Here is a 16,075-nt window from a genome sequence, read left to right as displayed (position 1 = left end):
CATGAAGACGTTCATTTGGATCCTTATATTTTTAGCTACTTTTTCCATAATGGAATTCATGGCGTGGTTTACCCATAAATATATCATGCATGGGTTTCTTTGGAGCCTTCACAAGGATCATCATAAAAAGGACCATGGTTCTTGGTTTGAACGTAATGATGCCTTCTTTATTTTTTATGCCGTCGTAAGTATGAGTTTCTTTTATGCAGGGGCCAATACTAATTTTTGGTATGGCTGGCCCCTAGGTTTCGGAATTATGGCATATGGCGCAGCCTACTTTACCGTACACGATATCTTTATTCATCAGCGTTTCAAATTTTTTCGAAAGGCCAACAACTGGTATGCCCGCGGAGTACGAAGAGCTCACAAAATGCATCATAAACATTTGGGTAAGGAAGATGGGGAATGCTTCGGAATGTTGGTGGTACCATTCAAGTATTTTAAGAAATAAACGGTTTATTGTTTTATCAGCTGGTCCAAAAGTGCAAAGACCTTTTCCGAGGCCCAATCTGCCGCACCAACTTCTTTAACTACAATTTTACCGTTCTTGTCAATGATATATGTGGTTGGGATACTCCCATGTTCCAACACTTCGGGAGTTTCGGAACCCGAATAATATACCGGAATGGTATATCCTTTTTTATCTAAAAATTGGTTTACTTTTTCTTTCTTATCGTTTGCCAAAAAAACAAATTTCACCTCTTCTCCATACTTATTATACAGCTTCTGGAAGGAAGGCATTTCGGCAACGCAAGGTGGACACCACGTTGCCCAAAAACTTACAAGTACTATCTTACCCTTTACTTCTTTAAAATTAGTTCTATTTCCTTCTGTGTCCACTAAGTACCAATCGTAACTACGCATCTGTAGCACGTGGTCGGTATCCAAGGTTGACGGACTAAAGGCCAACAAGCGATTTACCTGTACCTTCATGTAAAAACCTACCGGTGTAAATAGTATTACCCCCAATAGCAGTATAAATAAGGCATTGACAAGGTTTTTAGTAGTAATTTTCATGACTTATTGGCCCAATAAGCGATCTACCAAACTGTAAATACTAGAATTATCCCAATCCGCTATGCCTTTTTCCTTGTGGATTATGATATTACCCTCCTTATCGATTAAATAAGAAGAGGGTACTTCGCTGACATCTACAGGAGCTTTTCCTCCAATGATCAAATAAGTAACCGGGAAGGTAAAATTATTTTCCTCCATAAAGGTATGCACAGGAGGCCGCTCTTCATTTGTGATAATGTAAAAATCTACCTTGTCCCCATATCTATTATAGAACTTTTGAATACTCTGTAATTCTGCACTACAGGGTAGACGCCAAGATGCCCAAAAATTGATAAACACCACCTTTCCCTTAGATTGCTCAAAACTGAAAAAATCCCAATTCTCATCCTTAAGGGTCCAATCGTAATCGGTGATGCGGGTTCTATTATCCTCTTCGGTAAGCGAAGGACTAAACGAAAATATTTTGTTTAGCATTACCTTACCATAATATCCCATCGGAGTAACAAAAAAGGAAATTATAAAAGCAAAGAGTAAAAGGTTAAGGACTGTTTTTTTGCTAATCTTCATAGGGATTTGGCTTTCTCAAAACTAAAAACTCCCAAGTAATATAGGGAGTTTTCATTAACTATTTCAGTGCAATTGTTAAACTGCATTTTCTTCCTTGATCACATTTAGTGCAGAACCTTTATGAAACCATTCTATTTGCGATTGATTGTATGTATGATTTGCTTTTATTAAGTCCTTGCTACCATCCGCATGTACCAATTCTATGGTCAACGGTGTATTGGGTGCAAAATCTTGAATATCCACAAAGTTGAAAGTGTCATCTTCTTGGATTAGATCATAATCGCTCTCATTGGCGAAAGTTAACCCCAGCATACCTTGTTTTTTAAGGTTGGTTTCGTGTATCCTTGCAAAAGACTTAACCAATACTGCGGCAACGCCTAAATGCCGTGGTTGCATGGCAGCATGCTCACGAGAAGACCCTTCCCCATAGTTATGATCCCCTACCACTATAGTCTTAATCCCAGCCGCTTTGTAAGCGCGTTGTGTATCCGGAACCCCGCCATATTCGTTGGTAAGCTGATTTTTTACAAAGTTGGTTTTTTTGTTATAAGCGTTAACAGCTCCAATCAGTGTGTTATTTGCAATATTATCTAAATGCCCCCTAAACCTCAACCATGGTCCGGCCATGGAAATGTGATCGGTGGTACATTTGCCAAAAGCTTTGATCAACAACTTCATTCCCTGTAGGGATTCTGAGGTAATTGGAACAAAAGGTTCTAAAAGCTGAAGGCGCTCCGATGTTGGGCTAACCTTTACCTCAACACTACTCCCATCTTCAATGGGAGCCAAATAACCGGCATCTTCAACTTCAAATCCCAAGGGAGGAAGTTCTATACCTCTCGGTTCCTCCAATTTTACTTGTTCTCCTTCCTCATTAAGTAAGGTATCGTTCATTGGGTCAAAATCCAACCTCCCGGAAATTGCAATGGCAGCTACCATCTCTGGTGAGCCTACAAAAGCGTGGGTATTTGGGTTTCCATCGGCTCTTTTGGAAAAATTTCGATTAAAGGAATGTACAATGGTATTTTTTTCCTCGCCTTTAAGATCGCTTCTATCCCACTGACCTATACATGGCCCGCATGCATTTGTGAATACGGTTGCTCCCAAATTTTCGAATATTTGAAGTAGCCCATCGCGCTCGGCAGTATATCTAATTTGTTCGGACCCTGGGTTAATTCCAAAATCCGATTTGGGTCTAATCTTTTTTTCAACCGCCTGTTGTGCTATAGAAGCCGCTCGTGTTAAATCCTCATAGGAAGAATTGGTACAAGAACCTATAAGTCCCCAATCTACTTTAACCGGCCAGTCATTTTCCTTGGCTTTTGGCCCCAACTCCCCAACAGGGGTAGCCAAATCTGGTGTAAACGGACCATTAAGATGCGGTCTAAGCTCATCCAAATTTATTTCTATCAATTCATCAAAATACTGTGCTGGATTTGCATAGACTTCTGGGTCGGCCGTCAAATAGTCCTTCACCGAATTGGCGGCATCGGCCACATCGTTCCTATCCGTTCCCCTTAAATACCGTTCCATAGAGGCATCATAGCCAAAAGTAGAAGTAGTAGCCCCAATTTCAGCACCCATATTACATATTGTGCCTTTTCCTGTACATGATAGGTTTTTGGCTCCATCGCCAAAATACTCTACAATAGCTCCTGTACCCCCCTTAACGGTTAGGATACCCGCTACTTTAAGTATAACATCCTTCGCAGAGGTCCAACCCGAAATATTACCGGTTAGTTTAACACCTATCAGTTTAGGAAATTTTAGCTCCCAGGCCATACCGGCCATTACGTCTACTGCATCTGCACCACCTACTCCAATGGCCAACATCCCCAATCCACCAGCATTTACAGTATGGGAATCCGTTCCGATCATCATTCCTCCGGGAAAAGCGTAATTTTCCAAAACAACTTGATGTATAATTCCCGCTCCGGGTTTCCAGAAGCCTATTCCATATTTATTGGAAACGGACTCAAGAAAATCAAATACCTCCGCACTGGTACTGTTTGCCATCTTTAAATCAGCCGCTGCTCCGCTTTTTGCCTGTATTAAATGATCGCAATGCACTGTAGTGGGCACGGCCACTTTAGATTTACCTGCTTGCATAAACTGCAGTAACGCCATTTGTGCAGTGGCATCCTGACATGCTATACGATCTGGTGCAAAATCTACATAATCTTTTCCCCTTCCATAAGCGGTTGTTGGATTTCCCTCCCATAAATGGGAATAAAGAATTTTTTCTGAAAGTGTTAAAGGTTTACCTACTATTTCCCGAGCCTTATCAACCCGTTCCGCCATAGTGGCGTAAACCTCTTTGATCATGTCGATATCAAATGCCATTATCTTTTTTTTTAACAGTTATGCAATTCTTCAAAATTAGTGAAATCCGTAGCGCAAATAAAATTTTTGATATACGATTACCACAATTTTAGTCGATTGACAAAAAAGCTTGGGTTTGCTTGCAAAAAAACAGTTATTCCGGCAAGTATTACCTTTACTAAACCATTAGTAGGTTTAGCGGACAGAAGTTTACAGTAGTTTTAAGATAATGTCTTCTTCGCTTATCCCTTCGGCCTCTGCTTTGTAGTTTTTTATGATCCGATGTCTTAGGATGCCGTTGGTTACCGCCTGTACATCTTCAATGTCTGGTGAAAACTTACCGTTTATGGCAGCATGAGCCTTGGCGGCCAAAATTAAATTTTGAGATGCCCTAGGGCCGGCGCCCCAATCAATGTATTGTTTTACAAAATCCGAGCTAGACTCCAATCCGGGTCTAGTGTTGTTAACCAGTCTTACAGCATATTCCACAACATTCTCTGGCACCGGTATTCTTCTGACCAAATGTTGTACTTCCAAAATTTCAGCAGCACTCAACAATGCGTTCACCTCAATGGATTCATCAGAAGTAGTAGCTTTTACCACTTGCATTTCTTCCTCTAGAGAGGGGTATTTTAATTCAATGGCAAACATAAATCTATCCAATTGCGCTTCGGGCAAAGGATAGGTCCCTTCTTGTTCTATGGGATTTTGGGTTGCAAGTACAAAATAGGGCAAATCCAATTTATGTTGTTGCCCTGCAATGGTCACCGCCCTTTCTTGCATGGCTTCCAAAAGGGCCGCCTGCGTTTTGGGAGGTGTTCTGTTTATTTCGTCCGCAAGAATGATATTGGAAAATACAGGGCCTTTGATGAACTTAAAATTGCGGTTTTGATCTAAAACTTCGCTCCCCAAAATATCACTGGGCATTAAATCCGGGGTAAACTGTATCCGTTTAAAGTCTAGTCCCAAGGTCTGCGCAATTGTATTTACCATTAGGGTTTTGGCAAGCCCAGGTACACCTATAAGCAAAGAATGTCCACCGGTATATATAGATATCAGAATTTGGTCTATAACCTTTTCCTGACCAATGATTACCTTAGCAATCTCTTTTTTTAACGCGTTATGTTTCTCTACAAGGCCGTTAATGGCGACAACGTCTGACATGCAATTATTCCTTTACCCAATCATTTGCAAAATTGCAACTTCTATTACCCTCATTAACACTTACGTAGGTGTCTTTAATATGTTCATCCATCCATTCCCTAATGGCGTTGAATTGCTTTTCCCTTAGTGCAAGTTCTTGGATTTTTATATAGTCTTTTGCAAAATCGGCCACATGTTCATCAAACCTGTTGGTGATTTTCAATATTTTGTACTTAGGTCCTCCCCCCCTGGGGTCTTCTTCCAAAAGTGGGCGCGAAATCTCATTGTCCTTTAAATCCCTAACCTGATTGTAAAGGGTAGGATCCATTTTTGTTAACTCAAAACGAGAATCAAAATTTGTGGGGTTACGCAATAGACCTCCGTCAAACTTGGTTTCTTTTTGATCGGAGAAATTAAATGCTGCTTCCGCAAAAGTCATTTGCCCATCAATTACTTTTTTACGAATACTGTCTAGTTCTCGTTGTGCTTCCTCAATAGCTTCCTTCGGAATTTCGGGTGAAATAAGGATATGTCTTAAATCTAGTTCTTGTCCCCGTATTTTTTCAATGTAGATGATATGAAACCCAAATACCGTTTCGAAGGGTTCGGAAATTTCACCCTCTTGCAACGTAAAAGCCACATCCTTAAATTCTTTTACAAAACCCGTTTCACGTGTCATACTATAAAAACCGCCCTTGGATTTAGATCCGGGGTCTTGGGAATACAATATCGCTTTAACGCTAAAGCTTGCACCGTTTTCCTCTACATCGGCCTTTATCGTATTCAATTTGTCTATGACCTTTTGTTTTTCAACTTCGGTGGCCTTCGGTTCCTTTACAATTTGGGCAATCTCCAATTCAGCTCCAAATACAGGTCTTTCGCTCTCGGGTATCTTATTGAAGAACTGTCGTACTTCTTCGGGTGTAATCTCTATCTCTCCAACTATTTTTTGTTGCATTTTTTCGGAGAGCATTCTCAATTTGTTTATATCGAAAAGCTCTTCTCTAAAACTTACCTCGTCCTCTTTTTTATAAAATTTCAATACCTTCTCCATAGAACCTACTTGGGATACCAGAGACTGTATTTGTCTTTCGCTAGTGGCATTTACCTCATCGTCCGAGACCAAAATACTATCCTGTACGGCCTGATGCGCATATAGGCGATCTTCCATTAACTTGCCCAAAAGTCCACAACGGGTAATATCGGCTGTTGATGCTCCCTGACTTTTAAGATCTATCAATGTCTTTTCAATGTCCGAATCCAAGATTACATAATCCCCTACCACAGCGGAAATACCATCAAGCTTTATTTTTTTAAAACTTTCTGTAGAATCTTTTTGTACTTCGTTAGAAGCCTCCAAGAGTACTTCATCCGGTGCTGTCTGAGTAGCTGTTACGGCATCCACTTCCTGCGCATAACCTAGACCAGAGCATACCAACAAACAAAGGGTATAGCCCAGTTTACTTATCTTCTCCATAAACTTCAAATTCTCTTTCTTTAATTGCCTCATCTATAATTTCGGTTTCCAATTTTCTTATGTAGTTTAACTTTCGTCTATTTAAGAGTACTTGTTTTATAGTAGGTTCTATAAATTGCAATGGTGCTATATCATTGACCTCTAAAAGATTGGTAACCTTCGCCAAATATACCCCTAATGAATCCTCCATTTCAAAAAATTGTGATTTTTTTAAGTATCTACCTTGGTTTTCGTGGGTCAACGGAGGAATTTCCGATATTACCCTAGAGGCTTTTACCCAAATGGAGTCATTAAAATTTAGTTTTCTAAATTGAACCCCAATAGAGTCCAAGTACGTCTGATCTTTTTTATTAAAGCGTTTTAAGCTGCTGACCACCGTTTTTTTATTCAAAAATTGTTTGGGCAGCTCAATAAACCTAATTTTCACCAACGCTTCCTTAAGTTTAAAGTTCTCCTTTTCCCGTTCGTAAAAGCTTTGCAGCTGGGAGGTACTAATAGCGGTATCTAGCGTTTGTTGCACCAAGGCCTCCTTATAGGCCCTTGTATACAAATCGGTACGATAGTTATCTACCAACCGTTCAAATTCGGTCAGTTTGTCCTCAGGGAGATTTATCTTTGCCTTGGAAAGTAATAACTGCTTGGATGCCCATGTGTTAATATAGTTGGTTACAAAAGACGCACTGTCTTGTTTGGAAATGGAACTGCTCAACAGTGCGGCCACGTCTTCTCGATACAAATAAGTATCCCCAACTCTGGCAAGGGGTTTCTTCTCCTCTTTTTCACGTAAAAGGGAATTACAGGATCCTAACGACAATATTAGAAATAGAATGCCGATAAGCGCGGTAGACCTTAAATCTTGTATATCCAAAAAACGCATTCAGCAAAAATAGCAAATACATCAGCTTAGACAAGATTTATGTATGTTCATTAACACATTTTTAGTAGCCATCGAAGCTCATAATTTGTTACATTAGTATAACAATCCCATAGGCAAATGCGATATACAGTAGAAATTGAGGTGAAATTACCAAGAGAAGAATTTATTAAAAAGTTGGATAATGCAGATAATATGGTGCATTGGCAGCAAGGGTTGGTAAATTACGAGTTTCTATCCGGACAGCCTGGCCAGGAAGGGGCAAAAATGGAATTGAACTATAAATTTGGAAAGCGCAAAATGACTTTGGTTGAGACCATTATTAAAAGAGCGCTACCCGAAGAACTACATGCCACCTACGATACCAAAGGTGTACATAACATTCAGAAAAACTACTTTAAGCAGATGGACGACCATACCACCAAATGGGTCTCGGAGACAGAATTCCAATTTTCCGGATTTATGATGAAGGCCATGGGGTTTTTAATGCCAGGGGTCTTTAAAAAACAGTCCCTAAAGTACCTTCAAGATTTTAAGGCCTTTGCAGAGGACGAGGTCTCTGTAGGCGAAAACTAATCTTTAATTTTTCTTCCAATTTTCCGGAAGTATCAAAAAATAAACCATTGGGAAAAAAAATAAAATTGATTTGGGATTTTAGGGGTCCAGATTCGTTAAAAATAGCTGAACATCATGAGAAGCATTTGAAGGAATATATTTTGATGGAAGGGCTAGATTGTAACGATACGGGGTTTAAATCATTGAGTGAGCTGCACAGTATTGCCTTTATGACCGTAGATGAAAGCTATATGATCTCCGTAAGAGATGCCCTTTTACCTCATAGAGGTGAAATCGCTGAAGAATGAAGCCCAGACAGTTTTACGCCAAACCTTAGATAAAACAAAACCGTCTTGAAAAAAAAGTTTTTCCTTTTCCTTGCAGTACTTCCCTTGTTGAATGCTTGCGAAACCGCTGAAGCACCATCCAATCCATTGCTATTAGCGCTAAAATCGCAAGACCCCAACATTAAACGTGTCATGGATAGCTTGGCACAACACGAATTGCAGATCCGTTATACAAGAATAGACAGAACTGCAGATAGCACCCAACTCACGGACTATGATTTTCAGGTAGACAAGGATGCCTATTTTTATCCGGCAAGTACGGTCAAATTTCCTATTGCCGTGCTAACGCTGGAAAAACTAAACACTTTGGATATTCTTACCATGAATACCAAGTTTTATGTGGAAGGAGATTCCGTTGAGACTACCTTCGCCAAAGAAATCTCAAAGATTTTTGCCGTAAGTGATAATGAGGCCTATAATAGACTTTTGGAGTTCTTGGGACAAGATTATATCAACAAATCATTGGAAGAGAAGGCTATTGCCCCTGTGCGCATCTCACATAGGCTATCTACCACAAATGCAGATGATGTAACCACAAAACCCCTGGTGATATACCTCAATGACAGTACTACGCATCTTTTGGAGCATAGCATAAACCGACCTCCTAAAACCTTACATTTAAAAGGGGTTACCAAGGGTTTGGGCTACTATTCCGATGACATACTGGTGGAAGAACCTTTTGACTTTAGCCTTAAAAATTATTATCCGATAGCGGCACAACACGGGGTACTTAAACGTACGCTGTTCCCTAAAGAGTTTACAGCATCCCAACAATTTAAAATTAACGATGCCCAGCGACAATTTTTACTACAGGCCATGCACAGCTTACCCAATACACTGGGCTACGATCCCGAGCGGTATTATGATAGTTATGTAAAATTTTTTATGTTCGGAGATACCACCGAAGATATACCGGAACATTTTAAAATCTATAATAAGGTAGGATACGCTTACGGAACCCTTACGGATTGCGCTTATATTATAGACTCAAAAAATAATGTAGAATTTATGTTAACAGCTACCCTATTGGTAAACAAAGATGGTATCTTTAATGATGACGCCTATGAATATGACGATATAGGCATACCCTTTCTGGCAGCTTTAGGGAGGAAGATTTATGATATTGAATTAAACCGAAAAAAATGAATCATGAGCAAACTTACGTTCGATGCCTTTACCAAAAAAATCTATATAAAGGCTTCTAAAGAAAAATTGTACTGGTGCTGGGGCACCGCTGCGGGTATTACCTCTTGGTTTTTAAGAAGTGCTACGTACCATAACTCAAAAGGAAATGTCAGAGACCCCGAAGAACCTATACAAGCTGGGGATGACTATACCTGGGAATGGCACAATTGGGACGAAAAAGAGCACAATAAGGTTTTGGAGGCCAATGGTAATGACACCCTTGAGTTTTCTTTTGCCGGTTCTTGTAGGGTTACCGTACATTTAGAGGCACACGGCTCCAATACCCTGGTTACACTTCGTCAGTACGGAATTCCGACAGATGAAGAGAACAAACTGAACATTCATTACGGATGCAGCAACGGCTGGACCTTTTGGTTAGCCAATCTGAAGGCCTATTTGGAACACGGTATTTTATTGAACGAGACCGAATATGACCTGCGCAACATTCCTTTGGCCGGTTTTGAGTTTGTAAATATGTAACGCTAAATCCATTGTACGCGGTGTAATTATTGAAGCGTGATAAAAAAGAAATTGGACATAGCGGCCGAAATAGATCATTTGTACAGATACGAGTATGGTAAATTGGTTGCTGTGCTTACCAAAACCTTCGGTACAAACAATATGCAACTTGCGGAGGACGTGGTGCAAGAAGCCATGTTAGAAGCTTTAAAACAATGGACCTATAAAGGTGTTCCGGACAATTCGGTAGGATGGATATACCAAGTTGCCAAATACAAAGCGGTAAACCTTGTTAATAGGGAAAAGCATAAGAGGAAGTATGCATCGGAAGTAGTACATCATTTACAGTCCGAATGGACCGTAGAGCCTGCACTAAGCCATCTTTTCTCGGATCAGGAAATTGCGGACGACCAGTTACGTATGATATTCACATGCTGTCACCCTAGTATTTCCAGAGACTCACAAGTTGCTCTAACACTTAAAACATTATGTGGGTTCAGCATACCAGAAATTGCAAAGGCATTTGTAACCACAGAAGGAAACATCAATAAAAGATTGGTAAGGGCCAGAAAAATGATAAGGGATGCCGATATTCCCTTTGAGGTGCCTTCAGGAGAAAACCTTAAGAATAGGTTGTCTAGTGTTCTAGAAACCCTGTATTTGTTGTTTAATGAAGGGTACAACGCTTCTTCGGGCGACCATCTAATTCGTTTTGAACTATGTTCTGAGGCTATACGACTTGCTGAAATCATTAGTACCAATCCCCATACCAACTCCTCCACGGATACCTATGCCCTCTTGTCGTTAATGTCATTGAACGCCTCCAGATTCCGGGCAAGGATGGACAAAACCGATAATATGCTAGATCTAGAGCACCAAGACCGTAGGTTGTGGGATAGGTCTCTCATTCAGAAAGGACTTGGTTACCTAAGTTTTGCAACGCGAAACAAAGAAGTATCCCTGTATCATATTTTAGCCACCATCTCAGCGCATCATTGTACCGCTAAAACTTTTGGGGATACGGATTGGGAAAGCATTTTAACACTTTACGATAGTTTAATACAAATTGATGCCTCTCCAATAATACAACTCAATAGGGCGGTAGTGCGATCTAAACTTACAAACCCGGAACAAGCCATTAAAGAAATAGATCTAATATCAGAAATACCCGCACTACAATCTTACCTACCCTACTATACGGTTAAGGCGGAACTTCATTTCCAGAATTCCGAACCTAAAAAAGCAGTACTTCTACTGGAATATGCGTTGAGCTTGGCGGAGAACCAAAAGGTAAAGTTGCATATTTTGAACAAATTGGAAGAATATAGCAAAGGGTAATTCATTGATTATCAACACTTAATAAAAATAAGCCCCTCCCATTGTATTTTTTTTCATCATTTATGTCACTTTTTACTTTTACAGATTGACTTAGGGATATAAACAATTTATCAATAGCTATAAATACTAAAAGTTATGCAAGAATTTATGTTATTCATTCGGACAAATGGGGATCATTTGGCTTCCCTATCCCCGGAACAACAGCAAGCCCACGTAAAAAAAATTGGTGGTTACATTGGCGGACTCATGGAAAAAGGTAAACTCAAAGGAGCACAACCCTTAGAATTGGGAGGAGCCAGGGTACAAGGAAATAAGGGAGCGGTAAAGGACGGGCCCTTTAACGAATCCAAGGAAGTAATTACCGGCTATTTTCATATTCTGGCGGAAAATCTTGAGGAAGCCACGGAGATTGCCAAGGCCAATCCTGTTTTTGAGGAAGAGGATGCCATTATAGAGATTAGGCCTGTAAAAAGTATGGCAGGCATTAACTAGCAAACCAACGTTAGGATGGAAAATAGCACTACAAACGCGGCCTATGGAGGTCAATGTGCCTTCGCCGTAAGTACCGGAAAAACAGATGTACCTGGTGGAAAGCACCGTCTCGTTATAGATAATAAAACTTATCTGTTCTCTAATGGCATTGCCAAATTACTTTTTAAAATACTGCCAAATCGCATTAAAAAAGCAGACGAAAACTGGAGCAACAGGTAATCGATGTACTACTAAACCAATATTAACCTATACGGGTGTCCCGAAAAGATCAAAATCGGAGGCACCTGTAATTTTTAGGTCAACAAAATCGCCCTGTTTTACGTAGTGAGCGCTAGCATCTACCAATACCTCATTGTCTACATCGGGTGAGTCAAATTCAGTACGCCCAATAAAATTATTTCCTTCTTTACGGTCTATAATACATCGAAAGGTCTTGCCAATTTTTTCTTGGTTAAGTTCCCACGAAATTTGGGATTGTAGCTCCATAATCTCATTGGCCCTTTGTTGTTTTACAATTTCGGGCACATCATCTTCCAAATTAAAAGCATGGGTATTTTCTTCATGACTATAGGTAAAACATCCCAATCTTTCAAAGCGCATTTGCGCTACCCAATTTTTTAAGGTTTGGAAGTCCTCTTCCGTTTCTCCCGGATATCCAACAATAAGTGTAGTCCGTATCGTAATTCCTGGAACCATCTTCCTAAAATCTTGCAATAATTTTGTGGTCTTGAGCTCTGTGGTTCCCCTACGCATACTCTTTAGTACTGAGTCCGAGATGTGTTGTAATGGAATATCTATATAATTACAAATCTTGGGCTCTGTATTCATTAACTGAAGCACATCCATCGGAAAACCCGTGGGAAAGGCATAGTGAAGTCTAATCCATTCAATACCCTCTACCACTACAAGGGCCGACAGCAATTCGGCAAGGTTTCTCTTTTTATACAGGTCCAATCCGTAATAGGTAAGGTCTTGGGCAATAAGAATTAATTCTTTTACCCCCTTAGCAGCCAATTTGTTGGCTTCCGTAACCAACTCCTCAATGGGTTTGCTCTTGTGTTTACCTCGCATTAGGGGAATAGCACAAAACGAACATGGTCTATCGCATCCTTCTGCTATTTTTAGATAGGCATAATTTTTAGGTGTAGTGGTTAAACGCTCACCTATCAATTCGTGTTTATAATCGGCCCCTAAAGCCTTTAAAAGGTTAGGCAACTCACTAGTACCGAAATAGGCGTCCACATCTGGAATTTCTTTTTGCAAATCTGGTTTGTATCGCTCACTAAGACAACCGGTTACAAAAACCTTGTCCACAACACCTGCTTCCTTCTTTTGTACATATTCTAAAATGGTATTTACACTCTCTTCTTTGGCATTTGCTATAAAACCGCATGTATTGATTACTACCACATTCCCCTCCTCCTCATGCACTACGTCCTTGTCATTGGCGCGTAGCTGTCCCATGAGTACCTCGGAATCGTACACATTCTTGGAACAACCCAAGGTTACCACATTGATTTTATTTTTTTTGATCGATTTTGTCCGCATGCTTTTATTTATGGAGTGCAAAAATACAACTTGGGCACCTAACAAGATGGTTTTGACAAGATTTCTTCCACTTTAAGGTGGCTTGGAAAGGAAAGTTTTCGTTTTTAAGACCAGAAACTCTTCTTTAGCAAGCGTTCGGCAGGTTAGTGTTTAGACTCTTGTAGCTCCTTGGTCCAATGATTAATGTTCTTGGCGTTCATTCTCACAAATTCGTCCTTTCCTTGTTTTTGTGCAAGTTCTAGGGAATGTTGTGCAGATTTTATCGCGCTATGGTAATCTTGCATATCGGCTTCCACCAAAGATTTAACCCTATGGAAATAGTAAGTATCACCGCCAAGGGTTATGGCTTTGTTTAAATATCCAAGTGCTTTTTTAGGCTCTATTCCCTGTTCTTGAAAATAGCGAGCCGCCTCGTAATAAGTCTGGGCGGTTGGGTTATTCTTTAATGCAGTGTTAATTTCCCGAAGCATTAAGTCATCTGTGGGAACCGTAATGGGTATAGCAATTTTGGTATTCTCCCATATCCACTGCATCGTTGCCTCGTTGTGGGTAATAGCATCGAAGGTAATCAGGAAATTTTCTTGGAAGTGTTCTATTTTTTGAGGTATTATGGTAACTCTAAAAATGTCTTCTTCCGGGCTATAGGCTTTTCTTCCATCTCCCCAGTGTTCAGTATTACCATGAAAAACTACCTCCCATGATGTCTCTTTTGGAAAGGCGTAAAGGGCATACGTACCTTTAGGTAAGTTATTGCCAAGTATGGTAACATCGGTGTCTACCGTAATTTTTGTGGAGGCATTGGCCCCTACCCGCCAAATGCGTCCATAGGGCACTAAATCCCCAAAGATTGTACGCCCCCTAACTGCCGGCCGGGAATATTTGACCGTAATTTTTGAAAGCCCCACCTCTTGTTCAATCTTTGTAAAAGGGCTGGCTTTGGGATGATTTAATTGCGCATTGACCAATGGCCCTAAGAACAATATTATTATGTAGAATTGTTTTTTCAATCGCCAAGGTTAAAAAAGGAGTCTACAAATGCAATTTTATCAAAGGCTTGTAAATCCTCTATGCCTTCACCTACACCTATATATTTAACCGGAATCTGAAACTGATCGGATATACCAATAACCACGCCTCCTTTTGCTGTACCATCCAATTTGGTTACCGCCAAAGCGGTAACTTCTGTTGCTTTGGTAAATTCTTTGGCTTGTTCAAAGGCATTTTGACCCGTGGACCCATCAAGCACTAAGAGCACCTCATGCGGCGTATCTTCTACCACTTTTTGCATTACCCTTTTTATCTTGGTGAGCTCGTTCATGAGATTAATTTTGTTGTGTAACCTGCCCGCAGTATCTATGATCACCACATCGGCGTCTTGTGAACGCGCAGAACTTAGTGTATCAAAAGCCACGGAAGCCGGATCGCTGCCCATGTCTTGTTTAATTATAGGAACATCCACTCTGTCTGCCCAAACCTGCAATTGGTCAATAGCAGCCGCCCTAAACGTATCCGCGGCCCCTAAAACAACTTTTAACCCTTGTTTTTTAAACTGATAGGCCAGTTTACCTATTGTAGTGGTCTTTCCTACGCCATTTACACCCACTACCATAATTACATAGGGTTTTTTATCCTTGGGCACAGTGAACTCTTGTTCTTCTTCGATATGGGTCTCCGCCAATAATCCGGCGATTTCGTCCCTTAAAAGGGAATTTAACTCTTCCATACCTACATACTTGTCCTTGGCTACCCGTGCTTCTATACGTTCTATGACCTTTAAAGTGGTAGAAACACCAACATCGGACGTAACCAATACTTCTTCCAAATTATCGAGTACATCATCATCTACCTTGGACTTTCCGGCCACGGCCTTGCCCAATTTGGAAAAAAAACTTGTTTTTGTCTTCTCCAATCCTTTGTCCAATGCCTCCTTTTTCTGTGGAGAAAATATTTTTTTGAATAAACTCATTTGCTCTAAAAAATGCTTACTTCAAAGATATGAAAGTAATACCTATTCCACCATGCTATTTATAAGCCTTGTAACAGCTACCTACCAAGGGGTTATACAACGTTAAATAAAAAGGCCACTTTCTGAAGAAAGTGGCCTTAAAACTATTTTGGTGAGTTTGTTAGTCTTATTTCTTTGCCAACCACTCATTAACCATTTCTGGTGGCATAACCGACTCCACAAAGGTATAAGCACCGGATTTAGGCGACTTTACCATTTTTATGGCTTTGGTCAATCTTTTTGAACTTGTTTGCAATGATGCAACGGTCTTTTTTGCCATGACGTATTATTTTATTTCTTTATGGACTGTCATTCTTTTTAGGATCGGATTAAATTTCTTAATCTCCATCCTATCCGGAGTGTTCTTTTTGTTCTTTGTAGTAATATATCTTGATGTACCTGGCTTACCTGAATCCTTATGCTCTGTACATTCCAAAATAACCTGAACTCTGTTACCTTTTTTTGCCATCGTTATTTAATTTTTCAGGATTACTTAATCAATCCCTTTGCCCTTGCCTCTTTTAAAACGGCAGAAATTCCTTTCTTGTTAATACTCTTTAAGGCCCTTGTAGATACCTTTAGGGTAATCCAACGGTCTTCTTCGGGTATATAGAAGCGTTTTTTAGAAAGATTTACATCAAACCTTCTTCTGGTCTTATTGATGGAAAATGATACATTATTTCCAAACATCGCTCTCTTTCCAGTAAGTTCACAAACTTTTGACATTCCGCTACTTTTTGTGTGAT

The 16,075-nt window shown here is 40.1% G+C and carries 20 protein-coding genes; 8 read left to right on the top strand and 12 right to left on the bottom strand.

The features are described 5' to 3' along the window. Position 1 precedes the first annotated feature (1 nt). Positions 2–451: a beta-carotene hydroxylase gene (locus ACEQ81_RS14625; protein ID WP_411031657.1), complete on the top strand. Its 450-nt coding sequence runs from the start codon at positions 2–4 to the stop codon at positions 449–451. Positions 452–456: 5 nt separating this feature from the next. Here the strand turns inward: ACEQ81_RS14625 and ACEQ81_RS14620 are convergent, their stop codons facing one another. From ACEQ81_RS14620 to ACEQ81_RS14595, 6 genes are all read right to left on the bottom strand, one after another. Further along, positions 457–1,017, bottom strand: coding sequence for a TlpA family protein disulfide reductase (locus ACEQ81_RS14620; protein ID WP_411031656.1), 561 nt, complete (start codon positions 1,015–1,017; stop codon positions 457–459). 3 nt (positions 1,018–1,020) lie between these two features. Further along, positions 1,021–1,584, bottom strand: a complete 564-nt coding sequence (locus tag ACEQ81_RS14615) for a TlpA family protein disulfide reductase (protein WP_411031655.1) — start codon at positions 1,582–1,584, stop codon at positions 1,021–1,023. A gap of 75 nt (positions 1,585–1,659) precedes the next feature. Continuing rightward, positions 1,660–3,927, bottom strand: coding sequence for an aconitate hydratase (locus ACEQ81_RS14610; RefSeq protein ID WP_411031654.1), 2,268 nt, complete (start codon positions 3,925–3,927; stop codon positions 1,660–1,662). A gap of 189 nt (positions 3,928–4,116) precedes the next feature. Further along, a complete protein-coding gene (locus ACEQ81_RS14605; RefSeq protein WP_411031653.1) occupies positions 4,117–5,070 on the bottom strand; it encodes an AAA family ATPase in 954 nt (317 codons plus the stop codon). 4 nt (positions 5,071–5,074) lie between these two features. Next, positions 5,075–6,559: a peptidylprolyl isomerase gene (locus tag ACEQ81_RS14600; protein ID WP_411031652.1), complete on the bottom strand. Its 1,485-nt coding sequence runs from the start codon at positions 6,557–6,559 to the stop codon at positions 5,075–5,077. Further along, on the bottom strand, positions 6,510–7,403 hold the full coding sequence (locus ACEQ81_RS14595; RefSeq protein WP_411031651.1) for a peptidyl-prolyl cis-trans isomerase: 894 nt from the start codon (positions 7,401–7,403) through the stop codon (positions 6,510–6,512). The genes ACEQ81_RS14600 and ACEQ81_RS14595 overlap by 50 nt, the downstream gene beginning before the upstream one ends. Positions 7,404–7,520: 117 nt before the next feature. On the opposite strand from ACEQ81_RS14595, the gene ACEQ81_RS14590 reads away from it, so the two are divergent. From ACEQ81_RS14590 to ACEQ81_RS14560, 7 genes are all read left to right on the top strand, one after another. Next, on the top strand, positions 7,521–7,976 hold the full coding sequence (locus ACEQ81_RS14590) for an SRPBCC family protein (RefSeq protein WP_411031650.1): 456 nt from the start codon (positions 7,521–7,523) through the stop codon (positions 7,974–7,976). 47 nt (positions 7,977–8,023) lie between these two features. After that, positions 8,024–8,263 carry a hypothetical protein gene (locus ACEQ81_RS14585; protein ID WP_411031649.1) on the top strand — a complete coding sequence of 80 codons (240 nt, stop codon included), beginning with the start codon at positions 8,024–8,026 and terminating at the stop codon, positions 8,261–8,263. A 45-nt stretch (positions 8,264–8,308) separates the two neighbouring features. After that, positions 8,309–9,448: a serine hydrolase gene (locus tag ACEQ81_RS14580; RefSeq protein ID WP_411031648.1), complete on the top strand. Its 1,140-nt coding sequence runs from the start codon at positions 8,309–8,311 to the stop codon at positions 9,446–9,448. Between the two features lie 3 nt (positions 9,449–9,451). Beyond that, positions 9,452–9,967 (top strand): SRPBCC family protein, encoded by a 516-nt coding sequence (locus ACEQ81_RS14575; RefSeq protein WP_411031647.1) that lies wholly within the window; start codon positions 9,452–9,454, stop codon positions 9,965–9,967. Positions 9,968–10,003: 36 nt separating this feature from the next. Next, positions 10,004–11,284: an RNA polymerase sigma factor gene (locus tag ACEQ81_RS14570; RefSeq protein ID WP_411031646.1), complete on the top strand. Its 1,281-nt coding sequence runs from the start codon at positions 10,004–10,006 to the stop codon at positions 11,282–11,284. Positions 11,285–11,419: 135 nt separating this feature from the next. Next, entirely contained in the window at positions 11,420–11,776 is a 357-nt protein-coding gene (locus ACEQ81_RS14565; protein ID WP_411031645.1) for a YciI family protein, read from the top strand. Positions 11,777–11,791: 15 nt separating this feature from the next. Next, positions 11,792–11,995 (top strand): hypothetical protein, encoded by a 204-nt coding sequence (locus ACEQ81_RS14560; protein WP_411031644.1) that lies wholly within the window; start codon positions 11,792–11,794, stop codon positions 11,993–11,995. Positions 11,996–12,022: 27 nt separating this feature from the next. On the opposite strand, the gene rimO is transcribed toward ACEQ81_RS14560, so the two are convergent. The 6 genes from rimO to rpmB form a co-directional block, all read right to left on the bottom strand. Then, complete coding sequence (rimO, locus tag ACEQ81_RS14555) at positions 12,023–13,324, bottom strand: 30S ribosomal protein S12 methylthiotransferase RimO (protein ID WP_411031643.1); 1,302 nt, start codon at positions 13,322–13,324, stop codon at positions 12,023–12,025. Between the two features lie 143 nt (positions 13,325–13,467). Next, the gene (locus tag ACEQ81_RS14550; protein ID WP_411031642.1) at positions 13,468–14,331 is read right to left on the bottom strand and encodes a DUF2911 domain-containing protein; all 864 of its coding nucleotides are present in this window, start codon (positions 14,329–14,331) and stop codon (positions 13,468–13,470) included. Further along, a complete protein-coding gene (gene ftsY, locus ACEQ81_RS14545) occupies positions 14,328–15,290 on the bottom strand; it encodes a signal recognition particle-docking protein FtsY (RefSeq protein WP_411031641.1) in 963 nt (320 codons plus the stop codon). Before ftsY ends, ACEQ81_RS14550 begins: the two co-directional genes overlap by 4 nt. Before the next feature lie 166 nt (positions 15,291–15,456). Then, on the bottom strand, positions 15,457–15,609 hold the full coding sequence (locus ACEQ81_RS14540) for a DUF4295 domain-containing protein (RefSeq protein WP_411031640.1): 153 nt from the start codon (positions 15,607–15,609) through the stop codon (positions 15,457–15,459). A 6-nt stretch (positions 15,610–15,615) separates the two neighbouring features. After that, positions 15,616–15,798 carry a 50S ribosomal protein L33 gene (gene rpmG, locus ACEQ81_RS14535; protein ID WP_411031639.1) on the bottom strand — a complete coding sequence of 61 codons (183 nt, stop codon included), beginning with the start codon at positions 15,796–15,798 and terminating at the stop codon, positions 15,616–15,618. Positions 15,799–15,818: 20 nt separating this feature from the next. Continuing rightward, positions 15,819–16,055, bottom strand: a complete 237-nt coding sequence (rpmB, locus tag ACEQ81_RS14530) for a 50S ribosomal protein L28 (RefSeq protein WP_019670388.1) — start codon at positions 16,053–16,055, stop codon at positions 15,819–15,821. Positions 16,056–16,075: the final 20 nt, after the last annotated feature.

Origin of the sequence: Spongiimicrobium sp. 3-5, assembly GCF_046557915.1 — a bacterium.
Lineage (GTDB): Bacteria > Bacteroidota > Bacteroidia > Flavobacteriales > Flavobacteriaceae > JBHEBG01.
This window is presented reverse-complemented; position numbering and strand designations above follow the sequence as displayed.

What these genes read in the sequence shown, in the direction of transcription:
- ACEQ81_RS14625 (WP_411031657.1), top strand. Translation starts at nt 2, where the DNA reads ATGAAGACGTTCATTTGGATCCTTATATTTTTAGCTACTTTTTCCATA.
- ACEQ81_RS14620 (WP_411031656.1), bottom strand. Translation starts at nt 1,017, where the DNA reads ATGAAAATTACTACTAAAAACCTTGTCAATGCCTTATTTATACTGCTA.
- ACEQ81_RS14615 (WP_411031655.1), bottom strand. Translation starts at nt 1,584, where the DNA reads ATGAAGATTAGCAAAAAAACAGTCCTTAACCTTTTACTCTTTGCTTTT.
- ACEQ81_RS14610 (WP_411031654.1), bottom strand. Translation starts at nt 3,927, where the DNA reads ATGGCATTTGATATCGACATGATCAAAGAGGTTTACGCCACTATGGCG.
- ACEQ81_RS14605 (WP_411031653.1), bottom strand. Translation starts at nt 5,070, where the DNA reads ATGTCAGACGTTGTCGCCATTAACGGCCTTGTAGAGAAACATAACGCG.
- ACEQ81_RS14600 (WP_411031652.1), bottom strand. Translation starts at nt 6,559, where the DNA reads ATGAGGCAATTAAAGAAAGAGAATTTGAAGTTTATGGAGAAGATAAGT.
- ACEQ81_RS14595 (WP_411031651.1), bottom strand. Translation starts at nt 7,403, where the DNA reads ATGCGTTTTTTGGATATACAAGATTTAAGGTCTACCGCGCTTATCGGC.
- ACEQ81_RS14590 (WP_411031650.1), top strand. Translation starts at nt 7,521, where the DNA reads ATGCGATATACAGTAGAAATTGAGGTGAAATTACCAAGAGAAGAATTT.
- ACEQ81_RS14575 (WP_411031647.1), top strand. Translation starts at nt 9,452, where the DNA reads ATGAGCAAACTTACGTTCGATGCCTTTACCAAAAAAATCTATATAAAG.
- ACEQ81_RS14565 (WP_411031645.1), top strand. Translation starts at nt 11,420, where the DNA reads ATGCAAGAATTTATGTTATTCATTCGGACAAATGGGGATCATTTGGCT.
- ACEQ81_RS14560 (WP_411031644.1), top strand. Translation starts at nt 11,792, where the DNA reads ATGGAAAATAGCACTACAAACGCGGCCTATGGAGGTCAATGTGCCTTC.
- rimO (WP_411031643.1), bottom strand. Translation starts at nt 13,324, where the DNA reads ATGCGGACAAAATCGATCAAAAAAAATAAAATCAATGTGGTAACCTTG.
- ftsY (WP_411031641.1), bottom strand. Translation starts at nt 15,290, where the DNA reads ATGAGTTTATTCAAAAAAATATTTTCTCCACAGAAAAAGGAGGCATTG.
- ACEQ81_RS14540 (WP_411031640.1), bottom strand. Translation starts at nt 15,609, where the DNA reads ATGGCAAAAAAGACCGTTGCATCATTGCAAACAAGTTCAAAAAGATTG.
- rpmG (WP_411031639.1), bottom strand. Translation starts at nt 15,798, where the DNA reads ATGGCAAAAAAAGGTAACAGAGTTCAGGTTATTTTGGAATGTACAGAG.
- rpmB (WP_019670388.1), bottom strand. Translation starts at nt 16,055, where the DNA reads ATGTCAAAAGTTTGTGAACTTACTGGAAAGAGAGCGATGTTTGGAAAT.